At 64.9% G+C, this 17,089-nt stretch carries 18 protein-coding genes; 16 read left to right on the top strand and 2 right to left on the bottom strand.

The window, feature by feature from the left end; all coding sequences use genetic code 11:
- Positions 1-81: 81 nt before the first annotated feature.
- Positions 82-978 (bottom strand): glycosyltransferase, encoded by an 897-nt coding sequence (locus ACIQCM_RS03435; protein WP_400603292.1) that lies wholly within the window; start codon positions 976-978, stop codon positions 82-84.
- Between the two features lie 290 nt (positions 979-1,268).
- Between ACIQCM_RS03435 and ACIQCM_RS03430 the strand changes: the two genes are divergently transcribed.
- The 16 genes from ACIQCM_RS03430 to ACIQCM_RS03355 all read left to right on the top strand — a co-directional run bounded on the left by ACIQCM_RS03430 (position 1,269) and on the right by ACIQCM_RS03355 (position 16,657).
- Positions 1,269-2,381, top strand: coding sequence for an MraY family glycosyltransferase (locus ACIQCM_RS03430; RefSeq protein ID WP_400603293.1), 1,113 nt, complete (start codon positions 1,269-1,271; stop codon positions 2,379-2,381).
- Positions 2,382-2,494: 113 nt separating this feature from the next.
- Positions 2,495-2,977 (top strand): hypothetical protein, encoded by a 483-nt coding sequence (locus tag ACIQCM_RS03425; protein ID WP_400603294.1) that lies wholly within the window; start codon positions 2,495-2,497, stop codon positions 2,975-2,977.
- Positions 2,970-3,308, top strand: a complete 339-nt coding sequence (locus ACIQCM_RS03420) for a hypothetical protein (RefSeq protein ID WP_400603295.1) — start codon at positions 2,970-2,972, stop codon at positions 3,306-3,308. The genes ACIQCM_RS03425 and ACIQCM_RS03420 overlap by 8 nt, the downstream gene beginning before the upstream one ends.
- Positions 3,309-3,389: 81 nt before the next feature.
- Positions 3,390-4,190 (top strand): F0F1 ATP synthase subunit A, encoded by an 801-nt coding sequence (gene atpB / locus ACIQCM_RS03415; RefSeq protein ID WP_400603296.1) that lies wholly within the window; start codon positions 3,390-3,392, stop codon positions 4,188-4,190.
- A 79-nt stretch (positions 4,191-4,269) separates the two neighbouring features.
- Positions 4,270-4,473: an ATP synthase F0 subunit C gene (atpE, locus tag ACIQCM_RS03410; RefSeq protein WP_009356484.1), complete on the top strand. Its 204-nt coding sequence runs from the start codon at positions 4,270-4,272 to the stop codon at positions 4,471-4,473.
- Positions 4,474-4,525: 52 nt separating this feature from the next.
- On the top strand, positions 4,526-5,077 hold the full coding sequence (locus ACIQCM_RS03405; RefSeq protein WP_400603297.1) for a F0F1 ATP synthase subunit B: 552 nt from the start codon (positions 4,526-4,528) through the stop codon (positions 5,075-5,077).
- Positions 5,077-5,904: a F0F1 ATP synthase subunit delta gene (locus ACIQCM_RS03400; RefSeq protein ID WP_400603298.1), complete on the top strand. Its 828-nt coding sequence runs from the start codon at positions 5,077-5,079 to the stop codon at positions 5,902-5,904. Before ACIQCM_RS03405 ends, ACIQCM_RS03400 begins: the two co-directional genes overlap by 1 nt.
- A gap of 82 nt (positions 5,905-5,986) precedes the next feature.
- Positions 5,987-7,624, top strand: a complete 1,638-nt coding sequence (gene atpA, locus ACIQCM_RS03395) for a F0F1 ATP synthase subunit alpha (RefSeq protein ID WP_400603299.1) — start codon at positions 5,987-5,989, stop codon at positions 7,622-7,624.
- Between the two features lie 73 nt (positions 7,625-7,697).
- On the top strand, positions 7,698-8,588 hold the full coding sequence (locus tag ACIQCM_RS03390; protein WP_400603300.1) for a F0F1 ATP synthase subunit gamma: 891 nt from the start codon (positions 7,698-7,700) through the stop codon (positions 8,586-8,588).
- Between the two features lie 84 nt (positions 8,589-8,672).
- Complete coding sequence (atpD, locus tag ACIQCM_RS03385; protein ID WP_400603301.1) at positions 8,673-10,127, top strand: F0F1 ATP synthase subunit beta; 1,455 nt, start codon at positions 8,673-8,675, stop codon at positions 10,125-10,127.
- A 1-nt stretch (position 10,128) separates the two neighbouring features.
- Positions 10,129-10,413, top strand: coding sequence for a F0F1 ATP synthase subunit epsilon (locus ACIQCM_RS03380; RefSeq protein ID WP_400603302.1), 285 nt, complete (start codon positions 10,129-10,131; stop codon positions 10,411-10,413).
- A 10-nt stretch (positions 10,414-10,423) separates the two neighbouring features.
- Entirely contained in the window at positions 10,424-10,855 is a 432-nt protein-coding gene (locus ACIQCM_RS03375) for a DUF2550 domain-containing protein (RefSeq protein ID WP_400603303.1), read from the top strand.
- Between the two features lie 5 nt (positions 10,856-10,860).
- On the top strand, positions 10,861-12,198 hold the full coding sequence (locus tag ACIQCM_RS03370; RefSeq protein WP_400603304.1) for an alpha/beta hydrolase: 1,338 nt from the start codon (positions 10,861-10,863) through the stop codon (positions 12,196-12,198).
- 44 nt (positions 12,199-12,242) lie between these two features.
- Positions 12,243-14,858 (top strand): bifunctional lysylphosphatidylglycerol flippase/synthetase MprF, encoded by a 2,616-nt coding sequence (locus ACIQCM_RS03365; protein WP_400604254.1) that lies wholly within the window; start codon positions 12,243-12,245, stop codon positions 14,856-14,858.
- A gap of 82 nt (positions 14,859-14,940) precedes the next feature.
- Positions 14,941-16,305 carry an MFS transporter gene (locus ACIQCM_RS03360; protein ID WP_400603305.1) on the top strand — a complete coding sequence of 455 codons (1,365 nt, stop codon included), beginning with the start codon at positions 14,941-14,943 and terminating at the stop codon, positions 16,303-16,305.
- Positions 16,268-16,657 carry an ArsR/SmtB family transcription factor gene (locus ACIQCM_RS03355; protein ID WP_400603306.1) on the top strand — a complete coding sequence of 130 codons (390 nt, stop codon included), beginning with the start codon at positions 16,268-16,270 and terminating at the stop codon, positions 16,655-16,657. Before ACIQCM_RS03360 ends, ACIQCM_RS03355 begins: the two co-directional genes overlap by 38 nt.
- A gap of 90 nt (positions 16,658-16,747) precedes the next feature.
- On the opposite strand, the gene ACIQCM_RS03350 is transcribed toward ACIQCM_RS03355, so the two are convergent.
- On the bottom strand, positions 16,748-16,951 hold the full coding sequence (locus tag ACIQCM_RS03350) for a cold-shock protein (protein ID WP_011692441.1): 204 nt from the start codon (positions 16,949-16,951) through the stop codon (positions 16,748-16,750).
- Between the last annotated feature and the right edge of the window lie 138 nt (positions 16,952-17,089).

The raw sequence follows: 17,089 nt of genomic DNA, 5'->3' as shown, positions 1-17,089 counted from the left end.
CTGGGGCCCGGCGGACCGGTGCCGTAGGGCCTGGCACTGTACTGCGGGAGCGCGGCACTGCCGGGTTCCCGGCCAATTCGCCTAGAACTTCTGGTCCTCCAGCGGTCCGAAGCCCTTCCCGCGCAGGCCGGCCCCGAAGGACTTCGCCCACGCGGTGAGCCCGGCCAAGTCACGGCGCTGCACGAAGTAGCCCAAGTAGCCGCCCACGTCCGCAACCAGGGACTTCACGCGGAAGTAGCGCCGGATCAGGTAGCCGCGGTTGCGGTAGTAGTAGTGGCGCTTGAACGCGGAATCCGGCACGATCACGTGCCACCGCGCACCATAGACGTGCTGTGTCTCGGTGAAGGCGTGCGGATGGGTGATGGCTGTGGTGGTGACGGTGCCGAACCTGACGCCTGCCCGCCGCAGCCGGATGGTGAAGTCCACTTCGTCGCCGCGGATAAACAGCCGCATGTCCGGCAGCCCCACCTTGAAGAACACGTCCGAACGGATCAGGGCGCCGTTGAAGAAATGTCCGTTGTCTGGGAGGAATCCCAGCTTCTCGACGTCCGCGCGGCTGTGCGTGACCTTGCCGTCCAGGCGGAAGAAGAAGGAGAGCCGGTCCGGATGCCCGGGAGCCGTAACAAGGGGGACCACCGCCTCAAGGTCGCGTGCCTCAGCCTCGCGGATCAGCGTGGCGAGGCATTCCGGATCGGCCGGTTCGGCGTCGTCGTCCATCATCCAGATCCACCGCGCTCCGCTGGCCACCGCCTTCAACGCGGCCAGGGCGAAACCACCGGCGCCGCCGAGGTTCGCCTCCGAACGGATGTAGTCAACGTTGGCGTGCCCGGCGGCAACCTCCCGCGCAGGGGCGGTCCCGCTGTCCACGAGGCAAATGGTTTCCACGGGCGCCGTCTGGGCATTGATGGCGCGCAGGAGCACCGCAAGTTCCTTGGGCCGGTTGAACGTTACGGCGGCGACTGCTACGGGGGGTGTCATGGGGTCCTTTCAGCATGGCTGTCAGGGATGTCCCCGGTGGGAGTGCGCCCGTGTTGCGCGAAGCCATGGAGCCGTTGGCGCTAGTATCTTTGACTAGAGTCCACTGTAATACAGCCCTGTAAGGCCGCGCGTATAGGAAAAACCGCGGGCCTGCTGCGCGCTCGGCGACGGAGAAGTTTCATTTATCAACGAACAGATTCCCTGCCAGTGAGCCCTCCTATGCAAGGCCGGTTGACCGTCCGGCTGCAGCCTTCCCGCAGCGAAGCTCCTGCTGAAACGGCCCGTACGCCATGATCATGTACCTCCTCATGGGGCTGACCGCCGCGGTAGTGTCCTATGCCGCCACCTGGGCTGCCCGTGTGGTGGGGCGGCGGATGGAACTCCACCTGCCCATCCGCAGCCGCGACATGCATTCGACGCCGGTATCCCGGCTGGGCGGGGTGGCCATGTTCCTGGGCGTGATGGTGGCGCTGGTGGTGGCCAGCCAGTCCTTCTTCGTCAAGGACATCTACCGCAACAATTTTTCGCCGTGGGGTGTCCTGGCCGGTGCTGCCGTGATCGTCCTGGTGGGCGTCGCGGACGACCTCCTGGACATCCGCTGGTGGGTGAAACTGATCGGCCAGAGCATTGCAGGCTTCACGGTGGCGTTGTGGGGCGTCCAGATGACCATTGTCCCGTGGGTGCCCGAGCCGATCCACCTCGAGAACGAGACACTGCGGGTGGTGCTGACGGCGGGCCTGATCGTCGTCACCATGAACGCCTTCAACTTCATCGACGGCCTGGACGGGCTGGCGGCCGGCGTGGCCGTCATCGGCGGGACGGCCTTCTTCTTCACTGCCTACTGGGTCCACCGCAACGCCGTACTGCTGGACTATTCGGACCTGGCGACGCTGCTCACCGCCGTCCTGGTAGGCGCGTGCCTGGGTTTCCTGCCGCACAACTGGTTCCCGTCCAAGATCTTCATGGGGGACTCCGGGGCCATGCTGATCGGCCTGCTGATGGCTTCCGCCGGCGTGGTGTCCACCGGGCAGATCACCTCCGGCCTTTATGACCGGGCCAACGGTATTTCCACCATCATCCCCATCCTGCTGCCGTTCGCCGTCCTGTTCCTGCCGCTGCTGGACCTGGGGCTCGCGGTGGTCCGCCGCACCGCCCGCGGCCGGTCGCCCTGGTCGGCGGACCGCGGGCACCTCCACCACAAGCTGCTGGACATCGGCTACTCGCACCGCACCGCCGTCGTCCTCATGTACCTCTGGACCGCGATTCTGTCCTTCGGAGGCCTCGCGTTTGCGGTCTTCCCCTGGCAGGTAGTGCTGGTGGTGGACATCTCCGCGACCCTTGTCATGGGCCTCGTGACCGCGTGGCCGTACGTGGTAAGGCGGGGCGATGACGCACGGGCATGACCGGTTCCCAAATAATTTCTATCTCATGTAGAATTCAGGGGCAGCCATAAAGCTGCCCCCTCCTTTACCAGCCTGGTGGCTCCCTGCCATCAGACGCCGACGATTGGGATCTCATGACCGCCAACGCCGACCCCGGACCTGCCTCCGGCAGCGGACGCGTCGGCGCATCCGGTCCCACGGCGTCGCTGTGGCTGCACCTCCTCAAGCTCAGTTCGGTGGCGTCAGCCGCAGGACTGGTGGTGTGCGCCGTTGCGGGCTGGCTGCTGGCAGGACCCGAAGCCATCCTGTCCAGCGCGGCAGGCGGACTCCTGGTCATGCTCTTCTTCGGCATCAGCCTGCTGGCCGGCCACGTGGTGGGACGAAACAACCCGTCCGGTGCGATCGGGGTGTTTGTCGCCATGTACTTCATCAAGGTGGTGGGCTTCGCTGCCGTGCTGTTCGCCGTCGGCCAGCCTGCCTGGCTGGAAAGCACCTGGTTTGTCGCCGGCGCCGTCTCAGCCGTCATCCTGTGGCAGGCGGCGGAGATGTACGGCTTCAGCAAGGCCCGCCTCCAGATCTACAACGACCCGCACAGCAAGGACAGCCCCGATGCGTGACCGCAAGAACCACCGCGACGGCGGCTCCGCCGCGCGCCGAACGGGCCCCTCCGCCCCGGGTGTATCCAGCGACAGCTCTGACGGCGGATACAACGCCGGAATGGCTGTCTTCAGCTACATCATTGGCGGAATCATCGTCTGGAGTTTGATAGGGTGGGGGCTGGATTATCTGTGGGGAACGCGCTGGATTGTGCTCGCAGGCGCTCTGCTTGGAGCCGTCGGAGGTTTTTACCTTTCCCACATGCATGGCCTCACCAGTTCTCGACAAAAAGCTGGGGAACGTCATGCTGCCAGCGGGCCGTCCACGGACGGCGACACTAATGCCAAATAATTTCACAGGGGAAACAGCAGGCCTTCAGGCTGCCGGACCCCGCCCAACGCCCAATGATGGACACTGCAGAGAGGAAACGCGTTGATCGCGCTTGCGCTCCCGGCCCAAGATTCAGGAGAGTTCACTCCTCCTGGTATTAACGAAATGCATTTGCCGGCAATCCTGCCGTGGGGTGCCGCAGAGGGATTCTCCAAGCAGATGCTGCTGGTCCTCCTTTCTGTCGTCTTTATCGCCGTCTTCTTCGTGCTCGCCGCACGCAAGCAGCAGCTGGTACCCGGCAAGCTCCAGTTCGCCGGCGAAGCCGCCTATGGCTTCGTCCGCAACGGCATCGCCAAGGACATCATCGGCGGCAGGGACTTCATCAAGTATGTCCCGCTGCTGTTCAGCCTGTTCTTCTTCATCCTGGTGAACAACATCTACGGCGCCATTCCGCTGTTCCAGCTGCCCACCTTCTCGCACGTGGGCGGCGCCTACGTGCTGGCCGGCCTGGTCTACTTCACCTGGATCGCCATCGGTGTCAAGAAGAACGGCCTGCGCTACTTCAAGCTGGCCACCGTTCCCTCGGGTGTCCCGTGGTTCATCCTGCCGATCGTTATCCCGATCGAGATCATCTCCAACTTCCTGGTCCGGCCCGTGACGCACAGCCTCCGTCTGTTCGCCACCATGCTGGCCGGCCACCTGATCGTGATGATCGCCGGTTCCGGTATCGAGTTCCTTGTGATGCAGGAGAACATCCTGCTCAAGGGAACCTCGCTCCTGGTCCTCGCCGGTGCCATCGCCATGTACATGCTTGAAGCCCTGATCATGGTCCTGCAGGCCTATGTCTTTACCCTGCTGACCGCGATCTACATCGAAGGCGCACTCCACGCCGACAGCCACTAGGCACACCTAAGCTTCCCCTCACGGGGATAGAGCAACCCAAACAACCTGCCACACAGATGGCATCTTGAAAGGAAGAAAAATGGAAGGCAATCTCAACCTCGTAGGTTACGGTCTCTCCGCAATCGGCGGTGGTATCGGTGTTGGTCTGGTATTCGCTGCCTACATCAACGGCGTCGCCCGTCAGCCTGAGGCACAGCGCGTCCTGCAGCCGATCGCATTCCTCGGCCTTGCACTGACCGAAGCCCTCGCCATCCTCGGTCTGGTCTTCGCCTTCGTTCTCTAGTCCTTAGAGCGAAGCGAACTTTCAAAACCGAGTAGAAAAGGACGGGTGAAATATGAATCAGCTGATCATCTCAGCCGCCGCTGAGGGCGAAGTTAACCCCCTGATGCCCAACCTCTGGGAAATGGGCGTTACCCTCGTGGGCTTCGCCATCCTCATGTTCATCGTGGTCAAGTTCGTTGTCCCGATGTTCGAGAAGACCTTCGCAGAGCGCGCCGAGGCTATCGAAGGCGGCATCGCGAAGGCTGAAAAGGCCCAGGCTGAGGCGTCTGCTGCACTCGAAGAGTACAAGCAGCAGCTGACCGACGCCCGCACCGAAGCCAACCGCATCCGTGAGGAAGCCCGCGCCGAAGGTGCACAGATCCTCGCGGATCTCAAGGAAAAGGCGGCCGCTGAGTCTGCCCGCATCACGGCCCAGGCCCACGCGCAGATCGAATCGGAGCGCCAGGCCGCAGTTGTGTCCCTGCGTTCCGAGGTCGGCACGCTGGCCACCACCCTGGCCGGCCGCATCGTTGGCGAAGCACTGTCCGACGACGAGCGTGCAGCGCGGGTAGTGGACCGCTTCCTGGCAGATCTGGAGTCCCAGAACGCAGGTGCAGCTAAGTAATGGCAGGCGTATCGAGCGAATCGCTGGCAACAGCCCTGGCCGCGCTGGAAGCAAAACTTCCCACGGCGTCGCTGCAGCTGGCAAAGGAACTCTTCGGAATTCTGGGAATGGTGGACAGCTCGGCTGGCTTGCGCCGTGCCCTGACTGACCCGTCCCGCAACGGTGACGAAAAGTCGGCGCTGGTCAAGCAGCTGGTTGGCGGGAAAGTCTCCGCTGATGCTGCAGAGATCGCGGGCGGACTGGCCAGTTCACGCTGGGCATCGGCGCGGGATATCGGCGATGCACTCGAGACTCTTGCCGCAACGGTGGTCATTTCCGTTGCTGAAAACAAGTCGGCCGTTTCTGCCTCCGGAATCTCCGGCCTGGAAGAGCTGGAGAACGATCTGTTCTCCTTCAACCAGACTGTTGCCTCCAGCCACGAGGTACAACGTGCTCTGTCCGAGCCGCAGGCAAGTGGTGCAGCAAAGGCATCGCTGGCCGAGAAATTGGTACCCGGAGCCAGTGAGGAAGCCAAGGTCCTCATCGTCCAGGCTGTCACTCAGCCCCGCGGCATCAAGCCCACGCGGCTTGTGGAACGGTTCGCCGAGCTTGCAGCAAAGCGCCAGCAGCGCTGGATTGCAACGGTCAGCGTGACCCGCCCCTTGACGCCGACGCAGCTGGAACGCCTCGAGGCGGGTCTGAATGCGATGTACGGCCGGGAGCTGAAGGTCAACGTGAACGTTGACCCGTCGCTCATTGGCGGTATCCGAGTCCAGATCGGTGACGAAGTGCTCGACGCTTCGGTGCTGAGCCGCCTGGGCGAGCTGCAACGCCAGCTGGCCGGCTAGCCGGACACGCACAACCTAACTGATAGAAACCCCGGTCATCGTGGACAACGATGATCACAAAACAGGAGAGCAGGGACTGCAGATGGCCGAATTGACCATCAACGCCGACGACGTCCGTAATGCGCTGAACGAGTTCGCGGCGTCCTACGAACCCGGAAACGCAGAGCGCGTAGAGGTCGGCCGCGTAACCACCGCTAGTGACGGCATCGCCCGTGTTGAGGGCCTTCCCTCGGTCATGGCGAACGAGCTGCTGCGCTTCGAGGACGGCACCCTGGGCCTTGCCCAGAACCTGGACGTCCGCGAAATCGGCGTTATCATCCTCGGTGACTTCACCGGGATCGAAGAAGGCCAGGAAGTACACCGCACCGGGCAGGTTCTGTCCGTTCCCGTCGGTGACGCCTTCCTTGGCCGCGTGGTCGACCCGCTGGGCGTGCCCATCGACGACCTCGGCGAGATCAAGGCTGAGACCACCCGTGCGCTGGAACTCCAGGCCCCGGGCGTAACCCAGCGCAAGTCGGTGCACGAGCCGATGCAGACCGGCCTCAAGGCTATCGACGCCATGATCCCGATCGGCCGCGGACAGCGCCAGCTGATCATTGGTGACCGCCAGACCGGTAAGTCCGCCATCGCGATCGACACCATCATCAACCAGAAGGCCAACTGGGCTTCGGGCGACGTGACCAAGCAGGTTCGCTGCATCTACGTGGCAATCGGCCAGAAGGCGTCCACCATTGCCGCCATCCGCCAGACCCTCGAGGACAACGGCGCACTGGAGTACACCACCATCGTGGCGTCTCCTGCTTCCGACCCCGCAGGCTTCAAGTACCTCGCTCCGTACGCCGGCTCGGCCATCGGCCAGCACTGGATGTACGGCGGCAAGCACGTCCTCATTGTCTTCGATGACCTGTCCAAGCAGGCTGAAGCCTACCGTGCGGTCTCCCTGCTCCTCCGCCGCCCGCCGGGACGCGAAGCCTACCCGGGCGACGTCTTCTACTTGCACTCCCGCCTGCTGGAGCGTTGTGCAAAGCTGTCTGACGAACTGGGTGCCGGTTCCATGACGGGCCTGCCGCTGATCGAGACCAAGGCGAACGACGTTTCCGCCTACATCCCGACCAACGTCATCTCCATCACCGACGGCCAGATCTTCCTCCAGTCGGACCTCTTCAACGCCAACCAGCGTCCTGCTGTCGACGTGGGTGTTTCGGTGTCCCGCGTGGGTGGTGCGGCGCAGGTCAAGTCCATGAAGAAGGTCTCCGGTACGTTGAAGCTGGACCTCGCCCAGTACCGCGACATGCAGGCTTTCGCCATGTTCGCCTCGGATCTGGACGCGGCTTCCCGCCAGCAGCTGACCCGTGGAGCGCGGCTGATGGAACTTCTCAAGCAGGGCCAGTACTCGCCGTTCCCGGTCGAGAACCAGGTTGTCTCCATCTGGGCCGGCACCAACGGCTACCTGGATGACGTTCCGGTTGAGGACATCAGCCGTTTCGAGAGCGAATTCCTGGAGCACCTGGCGCACAAGTCCTCGATCCTGACCACGCTGGCGCAGACCAACGTGCTGGACGATGACACCGTCGAAGCCTTGAAGTCGGCCATCGTCGACTTCAAGAAGGGTTTCTTCGGCGAGGGTGACAACCACCTGGTAGGCGCCGGCCACGAGGAGCATGATGCTATCTCCGAAGGCGACGTTGACCAGGAAAAGATCGTCAAGCAGAAGCGCTAGTTCCGCCCGCCGGGTGTGCCGGGACCCCATGGGTCCGGCACACCCGGCTACGGAATGTTAGGAAAGGATAAGTATGGGAGCCCAGATCCGGGTCTACCGCCAGAAGATCAGCTCGACCACGTCGATGCGCAAGATCTTCAAGGCGATGGAACTGATCGCTACCTCGCGCATCGGGAAGGCCCGTGCGCGCGTAGCAGCTTCACTGCCTTACGCGAACGCGATCACGCGCGCCGTTTCTGCTGTCGCAAGCCAAAGCGAAATCGACCACCCGCTGACTACTGAGCCGGAGCAGATCCGCCGCGCCGCCGTCCTGGTACTTACCTCGGACCGCGGCCTGGCTGGTTCCTACTCGGCCGGTGTGCTCAAGCAGGCGGAAGGTCTCAACGAGCTTCTCCACGCTGAAGGCAAGGAAGTCAAAACCTACCTCGTGGGTCGAAAGGCGCAGGCCTACTTCGACTTCCGGAACCGCGAGTACGCCCGCGTATGGACCGGCGGCACTGACTCCCCGGAGTTCGGCACCGCCCGTGAAATCGGCGAGGCACTGCTGGCCGACTTTGCCGCTGACTTCGAGGACGGAGGCGTGGACGAAATCCACGTTGTCTACACCCGCTTCAAGTCGATGGTTACCCAGGAGCCCACGGTCATCCGCCTCCTGCCGCTGGAAGTCGTGGAAGAGGAAGCAGCCTCCGAATCGGACCTGCTGCCCCTGTACGAGTTCGAGCCGGAAACCGAGCAGGTTCTGGACGCACTGCTGCCGCGCTACATCGAATCGCGCCTCTTTGCAGCCATGCTGCAGGCTGCAGCGTCCGAACTGGCTGCCCGCCAGCGCGCGATGAAGTCGGCCGGGGACAACGCCACGGAACTGATCAAGAAGTACACGCGTCTGCGCAACACGGCCCGTCAGGCCGAAATTACGCAGGAACTGTCCGAGATTGTTGCCGGTGCGGACGCCCTCGCGTCCTAGCCTGCACCAGACTCGGTTCCCGCGGAACCTGCACCACAACAGATAAACTTAACCCCACGCCATCTACTGAGTGAAGTGAGAGAGATGACTGCCACTGCTACCGAAAACGTAGCCGCAACGTCCGGTGCCACCGGCCGCATTGCGCGCGTAATCGGCCCGGTTGTCGACGTCGAATTCCCGGCTGACGCAATCCCGTCGATCTACCATGCCCTCACCACCGAGATTACTCTCAACGGTGAGACCAAGACCATTACGTTCGAGACCTCCCAGCACCTGGGTGACAACCTCGTCCGTGCCATCTCCCTGCAGGCTACTGACGGACTCGTCCGCGGCACCTCCGTGGTAGACACCGGCGCCCCCATCTCCGTGCCCGTCGGCGACGGTGTCAAGGGCCACATCTTCAACGTCCTGGGCCAGCCCCTCGACGTTGCCGAGTCGGAACTGGACGTCAGCGAACGCTGGCCCATCCACCGCAAGGCACCCAGCTTCGCTTCGCTCGAGGGTTCCACCGAGATGCTGGAAACCGGCATCAAGGTCATCGACCTTCTCACCCCGTACATCAAGGGTGGAAAGATCGGCCTCTTCGGCGGCGCCGGCGTGGGCAAGACCGTTCTCATCCAGGAAATGATCACCCGTGTTGCCCGCAACTTCGGTGGTACTTCCGTGTTCGCCGGTGTGGGCGAGCGTACCCGTGAGGGCAACGACCTCTGGGTAGAAATGGAAGAGGCAGGCGTCCTGAAGGACACCGCCCTTGTGTTCGGCCAGATGGATGAGCCGCCGGGAACGCGTCTGCGCGTGGCCCTGTCCGCACTGACCATGGCGGAGTACTTCCGCGATGTCCAGAACCAGGACGTGCTGCTCTTCATCGACAACATCTTCCGGTTCACCCAGGCAGGTTCCGAGGTGTCCACCCTGCTGGGCCGCATGCCCTCCGCCGTGGGTTACCAGCCCAACCTGGCTGATGAGATGGGCCTCCTGCAGGAGCGCATCACGTCCACCAAGGGCCACTCCATCACCTCGATGCAGGCCATCTACGTTCCCGCAGATGACTACACCGACCCCGCTCCGGCAACGACCTTCGCACACCTGGACGCGACCACGGAACTCTCCCGTGAAATCGCTTCCCGTGGTCTGTACCCGGCCGTTGACCCGCTGACGTCCACCTCGCGAATCCTGGACCCGCAGTACATCGGCAAGGACCACTACAACACGGCCGTCCGTGTGAAGCAGATCCTGCAGAAGAACAAGGAACTCCAGGACATCATCGCCATCCTCGGTGTGGATGAACTCTCCGAAGAGGACAAGATCGTCGTGTCGCGTGCACGCCGCATCCAGCAGTTCCTGTCGCAGAACACCTACACCGCCAAGCAGTTCACCGGTGTCGAGGGCTCCACGGTTTCCATCAAGGACACCGTCGAAGGCTTCGCTGCCATCTGCGACGGCGAGCTGGACCACATCGCGGAGCAGGCGTTCTTCAACGTCGGTGGCCTCGATGACGTTGAGCGCCAGTGGGCCAAGATCCAGGAACAGACCAAGTAATATGGCTGAGCTTGAGGTTGAGATTGTCGCAGCGGACCACTTCGTGTGGTCCGGAGCGGCCAAGATGGTCAAGGCCCGCACCAGCGATGGTGAAATCGGAATCCTGCCCGGCCACTCGCCCCTGCTGGCGATCCTGGCCGAGGGTGAATTGGCCATCCAGCCGGTGTCGGGTGACCGTATTTCGGTAGATGTTGACGGCGGATTCTTCTCCGTCGACAACAACCGGGTGGTTATTGTTGCTGACAACGCCCAGCTGGGCGGCTCGGCTACCGCTGGGATCCGCTAGCAACACCCTGATGGACGCATCGAGTCTTCCGTTCATCGCCATGGCAGTCATTTTTGGATTGCTGGTATTTTCACTGTGCCTTTCGGGGGTGCGCCGCTTCAATCTGCGGCGTGCCCTCGGCACGGTGGACGCCTCCATTTGCACAGCTGGAAACAGCTGGCAGATGGGGGTTTGTCGTTATCAGGACAATGACCTCGAGTGGTTTCGTCTCTTCTCGCTGAGCGTCCGGCCCAAGCACAGGTTCAGGCGCAGTTCCCTGGAACTCCTGGGGCGCCGCGCACCCACGGAGGCCGAGGCCGTGAAGGTCCAGCCCGACGTCGTGATTGTTGATCTGCGCTATGAGGGCCAGGATCTCCACCTGGCCATGAAATTCGACGCCTATACGGGCCTGTCCTCGTGGCTCGAAGCCGGCCCGGTCATTGGCGTGGGGACCTGGCGCTAGCCCGCGTGGACTGGATCCTTGACGTCCGGCTTACCGACGGCCCGCTCTGGTGGTCTGCCTTTCTCCTCGGTTCAGGCGCGCTGGCGTACCTGCTTTCTCCCTCCGCCCTCCCGGCCCGCCGGTCTTCTTCCCGCGGTGACCGGTTTTGGAGCTGGGCCTGCCGGGTCGCGGGGTCTGCAGCGTGGGCCTTCGCGCTGGTGGAAACCCTGCACTGGCTCCTGGTCAACGTTTTTGCCGTCTTTCCCGGCAACATTGCTGACCGCGTACTGCTCTGGGTTGTCCTTGCGGCAGCCGCTTGCTTTATCTCCGCAGCACGCTGGCGCGAAAGCCGGCCACGAGCCCGGGCCGCCGCCACAGCGGCGGCCCTCCTGGTGGTCCTGATGGCCACCCTCCAGGTCAACGCCTTTTACGGGCTGAACCGCTCGGTGGCCGACCTTGCAGGTGGCGCAGCGGACCGGGTGCCGCCCCTGGAGCCCTCACTGATGCGGGAAGCGGGAGTGTCCGACGGCGCCGCCCTCCACCGGTGGCAGCCGCAAGGCAGGATTCCCGCCGGGGGAGTCCTGCGCAGGTCCGCTATTCCCGGCACCGCCTCGGGCATGACTACCCGCGACGCCTACATCTACCTGCCGCCGGCCTACTTTGCGCAGAACCGTCCCGCGCTTCCAGTCCTGGTGCTGGTGGCGGGCCAGCCCGGAGGGCCCGGTGACTGGCTGACCGGCGGCAGGCTGCAGGAGCACATGGACGCTTTCGCCGCCTCGCACCGCGGCGTTGCCCCGGTGGTGGTGGTGCCGGATCCCAACGGCTCCCAGTCCGCCAACACCATGTGCATGGACACCAGGATTGCGCAGGCTGATACGTTCCTGAGCAGGGACGTGGTGGGCTGGATCCACTCAACCCTGGCCGTGGACACGGACCACAGGCGGTGGGCGGTGGGCGGCTTCTCGTTCGGCGGCACCTGCGCGCTGCAGCTGGGCACCCGGCATCCTGCGCTTTTCCCAGCCGTCCTGGCATTCTCTGCCGAGGCCGAACCGGCACTGGCAAAGGATCGGAACCGGACCATCGAGGCAGCGTTTCCGGGCGATCCGGACGCCTTCACCCGCCAGACACCGCTGGCCATCATGGAACGGCAAAGATTCGACGGCAGCCTTGCATACCTCACGGCCGGGAGTGAAGACCCCGAGTTCCTCGGGTACCTGCACACGCTGACCGCAGCCGCAGAGAGGGCCGGGTTCAGCGTCGATTCCCATGAGGTCAAGGGCGCGGGCCACTCGTGGGATACTTCCTCGCTGCGCTTCGCGGACGCGCTGGGCCAGCTGGCCCGGCGGTGGGGGATCGGCCCGTGACGCTGTCGCAACAGGACCCGCAGCCCGCGTCCGCGTGGCGCGGCATGATCCGGACGGCCGCACAGTGGAGCCGGCAGACCGCGGCTTCGGCACCGCTGACGGTGACCGTTCTCGTGATGCTGCTGGGGCTGGGGGCGGTGACGGGCAGTATCCTCGCCGGACCACCGCAGGGCCTGCAGGATATCGCCGGCGTGAGTGCATCCGGGCTCCGGTCCGGGAACTGGTGGTCCATGTTTACCAGCCTGTTCTTTGCAACAAACCCGCTGGCCTACGCGGCAGCGTCGGTTATGCTCCTGTTCCTGTTGGGCCCTGCTGAGCGGAAACTGGGCACGCCAGCCGCAGCGGTGCTTTTCTTCGGCGGGCAATTCGCTGCGGTGACGCTCTTCCTGCTGTTGACGCAGGTGGCGGGGCATGCAGGCGACAGCTGGCTCGGGAACATGGCGGACGGGACGCTGATTGGTCCCTATGCGCCGGTCCTGACGGCGGGGCTGGCCGCCAGTGCCCGCCTTCCGGTGCTGTGGCAGCGCCGGCTCCGCGCCGCGGTGCTGGCCGGTTCTCTGCTGCTGGTTCTCTACGTCGGCCACCCTGAAACGGTGGTGGGCCTGATGGGTGCGCTGCTCGGCCTGGCGGCAGGCTGGTGGATTCAAAGCGGCGACGGCCAGCCACGGCGCCACCACTCCACGGGCAGGGAAACGCGGAACCTCCTGGCTCTCACCGTGGCCGTGTTTGCGGTCGGGCCCATCCTCACGGGGGTTGCGCGGGCACCCAGGGGACCGCTGGCCCTGCTCCGTGACATCGTCCTCAGCCCGGTCCCCACGCTGGGACAGCTTGCAGCCGGCTGCGGAACTGCCGAGGGCACAGCCTGCCTTGAGCGCGGAACCGCAGGGTTCGGGGATCCGCTGGGCCTTGCCCTGTCCGTGGTGCCGGTTGCTTTGCTGCTCATTTGCGCGGATGCCATGCGCCGTGGCCGGAGGCTGGCGCTCAACATCGTCCTGGCGGTCCAGCTGTCGGTGGCCGCACTCGCCGTCGTGTATCTGGCCATGTTCGCGGATGTTCCGGCGCCGGCTGGCGTCCGGGGTGGACCGCCCGGCACCGCAGCCGTCCACCTGTTGCCGGTTGCCCTGGCTCCGCTGCTGCTGGCGGGCGTGCTCTGGCTGAACCGGCGCCACTTTCGCGTAGGAACGCCGCCCGCTGTCCGGCGGAAACTGGGCGCGGCAACAGGCGGAACCTGGCTGTTGCTGGCCGGCTCCTACACCGCCGCGTGGTCCGCCCCGGGCGGCCGGCAGCGGGACCAAAGCGTTTCGGGGCTCTTCGCGGAGTTGGCCCGGCAGTATCTGCCCGTTCCACTGCCGCAGCATTATCAGGACGTCTTTGCCGGCCGGAGCGGCGCCGAGGCCGTGCTGTTCGCCGCGGCGGGACCAGTGTTCTGGTGCGTTGCGTTGGTGGCTGTGTGGTTGGCCTTGCGCGGCAGCCACCGCTCCCAGGATGCGGGACAGGAAGAGCGCGCCAAAGCGCGGCGCCTGCTGCGCCAGGGCGGAGGACCGCTGTCCTGGATGGCTCTGTGGGAGCCCAACTCCTACTGGTTCAGTCCCGGGGAAAACGGCGCCGTCGCGTTCCAGCAGCACGGCAGCGTCGCGCTGACGCTGGGCGATCCGTTCGGACCGTCCGGGCACCGGCAGCGGTCCCTGGAAGGTTTCCTTGCCTATTGCCGTGAGCATGCCCTGGTACCGGCGCTTTACTCCTGCGGCGAGGAGATCTGGCCGGCCCTGAGCGGCCGCGGCTTCGCGCGGGTGGAGGTGGCGCAGGAGACCAGGCTGGACATCCGCAACCTGGAGTTCAAGGGCAAGGAGTGGCAGAACGTCAGGACGGCGCAGAACCGCGCCGCGAAGCTGGGCATCCGGTCCGTATGGGCGCCCTACCGCGAACTTCCTCCAGGACTGCGGGCCCGCCTTGACGAGGTCTCCGAGGAGTGGGCTGCCGGCAAGAAGGTGCCGGAGATGGGCTTTACCCTGGGCGGCGTCGACGAACTGGACGACCCGGAAATCCTGTGCTGCCTGGCTGTTGATCCGGACGGCGCCGTCCACGGGGTTACCAGCTGGCTTCCCGTGTACGACGGCGGGAGGCTGGTCAGCCGCACGCTGGATGTCATGCGCCGGGGCGCCGGAGCATTCCCGGGAGTGATGGAGTTCCTGATCGCGTGCGCCGTGGTGGAGTTGCGCGGGTCGGTGGACACCATCTCGCTGTCCGGCTCGCCGCTGGCCCGCCGGCCAGAGGGCGCCGCAGGCATGCATGGCCTGGCAGCCGTGGAAGGCGCGCCGGCGGCCACGCAGAGAACGGCAAGGACCGACGGCGGAACCGGTTCCGGCGTCGCGGATTCTGGCGGCGCGTCCGGCAACGGCGCCGAAGAAGGTTCGGGCGACGGCGGCCAGGAGAACCTGGTGCGGATCCTGGACGTGGTGGGCAAGGCCCTGGAACCGGTGTATGGCTTCCGCTCGCTGGCGGCCTTTAAATCGAGGTTCAAGCCGGAGTACCGTTCCCTTTACCTTTACTACCAGGACCCCCTGCACCTGCCTGCGATCGGGCGGGCCCTGACCCGCGCCTACCTGCCCGGGCTCTCATTCGGGCAAGGCGCACGCCTGCTGCGCACCCTCGTGCGGTAGCGGCGCCGCCCCCGCTTGGGAGTCAGGCCCGCGCTACAATTCAGTGCATGAAGATGCACATGTGCACTTGATGGAGGGTCCGATGTTGGCGGTATTGCGGAACACGACGTACCGGAGGCTGTTCTCCGCCCAGGTGGTGGCCCTTCTGGGGACGGGCCTGCTGACGGTCGCGCTGGGCCTGTTGGCGTTCGACATTGCGGGCAGCAACGCCGGTGCGGTCCTGGGCACGGCGCTGACCATCAAGATGCTGGCCTACGTGGGTTTCGCCCCGGTAGTGAACGCGCTGGTGGCGCGCCTGCCCAGGAAGCCGGTGCTGATCGGCGCTGACCTCGTGCGGGCAGGCATGGCGTTAAGCCTGCCGTTCATCACCGAAGCCTGGCAGATCTACGCAGTCATCTTCCTGCTGCAGTCTGCGTCGGCCACTTTCACGCCGACCTTCCAGGCGCTGATTCCCAGCGTGCTGAAGGAGGAACAGGACTATACCCGGGCGCTGTCGTTGTCCCGGCTTGCGTACGACCTGGAGGCACTCGCCAGCCCTGCGGTGGCGGCATTGCTCCTGACCCAGGTCAGCTACAACAATCTCTTCCTGGGCACGGTGGCTGGCTTCCTGCTCTCCGCGGGCCTGGTTGCCGTGACGGTCCTGCCAAAGCCGGACGCCGCCCCGCCCGCGGCCGGTTCGCTATGGCAGCGCACCACGCTGGGAGTGCTGCTCTTCTGGCGGGACGGCAGGCTGCGCCCGCTGTTGGCGCTGAACATGGTGGCGGCAGCTCCCACCGCGCTGGTCCTGGTGAACTCCGTGGTCTATGTGCGGGAGGTGTTGCGGCGCCCGGAGACGGACCTGGCCCTCGTGCTGGCCTGTTTCGGCGTCGGATCCATGCTCGTGGCACTCTCGGCGCCCGGGCTGTTGGCGCGCTTCGGGGACCGCGCAGTGATGCTCGCGGGAGCAGGTTTGGTCCCGCTGGTCCTGGCCGGTGCCACCGCAGTGACGTTCCTGGCCACCTCCCGTGCCGGGCCCGGGCAGGATTGGTGGTGGCTGCCTGCCCTGTGGTTCCTGCTGGGGGCGGGCATCTCGACCATCCTGACGCCCTCCGCGCGGTTGCTGCGTGGGGCATCGACGGAGCAGACGCGCCCCTACGTCTTCACGGCGCAGTTTTCGCTTTCCCATGCCTGCTATATCGTGGCCTATCCGCTGGCGGGATGGCTTGGCGCTGCCGCCGGCCTGGGTGTTGCTGCGACGGCACTGACAATCGTCGCGGCACTGGGCACTGCGGGGGCGTTCGCCGCCTGGCCCGGCCAGACCGGCGGAGCCGGGCACACCGGAGCCGGGCACACCGGAGCCGGGCGCGCTGGAGCGAGGCAGATTGGTACCGGGAATACTGGAGCCGGAAACGCAGCAGAGGAGGACCACAGTGCAGGGCAGCGAACCGGGCGCGGGCGGGACGGGTAACGGCGGAAGCACCGACCAGCCCTCCCTTTTCCACGCCGTCACTCCCGATGCCCAGTTGTTGGAAGGTGCCGCGGGCACGTTGCGCATGCTGGCCGAACCCACCAGGCTGCAGCTTCTGTGGCAGCTGGCGCAGGGGCCGCAATCCGTAACGCAGCTCGTGGATGTCGCCGCAGTGCCGCGGACCGTGGTGAGCCAGCATCTGGCAAAGCTGCGGCTCAGCGGACTGGTGGATGCCAGGAAGGACGGCCGCCGCGTCATCTACTCCCTCCATGACGGGCACCTGCTGCGGCTGATCCAGGAAGCCATCAACCTCGCGGACCATCGAAGGACCGGCGAACCCGCCCACGGTTAGAAGATTCCGGGATAAAAAAATGATCCCCGGCGGTGTCGCCGGGGATCATTTGTCGCTGCGGACCTGCGTGCGGCCCGTCGGCGGGGGAGACTAGACCAGCGTCACGCCGGTGGCCTGGGGGCCCTTGGCGCCCTGGCCGATTTCGAACTGAACGCGCTGGTTCTCGTCGAGGGTCTTGAATCCACCGGTCTGGATCTCGGAGTAGTGAACAAATACGTCACCATCTGAGTCGTCCGGAGTAATGAAGCCGAAGCCCTTTTCTGCGTTAAACCACTTCACGGTTCCCTGTGCCATGTATTTCTCCTCATTTGGAACTTGTTTAAGACCGGCACACCTCGCACCGGGCTTGGTCACTCCGCGAGAAGAATCCTGGCTTACCCGCCCTCGACAGGGCCGGTGCTGCAGGAGCTTCGCGCTCGCAACATGTCTTGC

The organism is Pseudarthrobacter sp. NPDC092439 (assembly GCF_044754945.1).
Lineage (GTDB): Bacteria > Actinomycetota > Actinomycetes > Actinomycetales > Micrococcaceae > Arthrobacter.
Note: the sequence above shows the minus strand (reverse complement) of the source record. Positions and strands in the feature narration are given on the sequence as shown.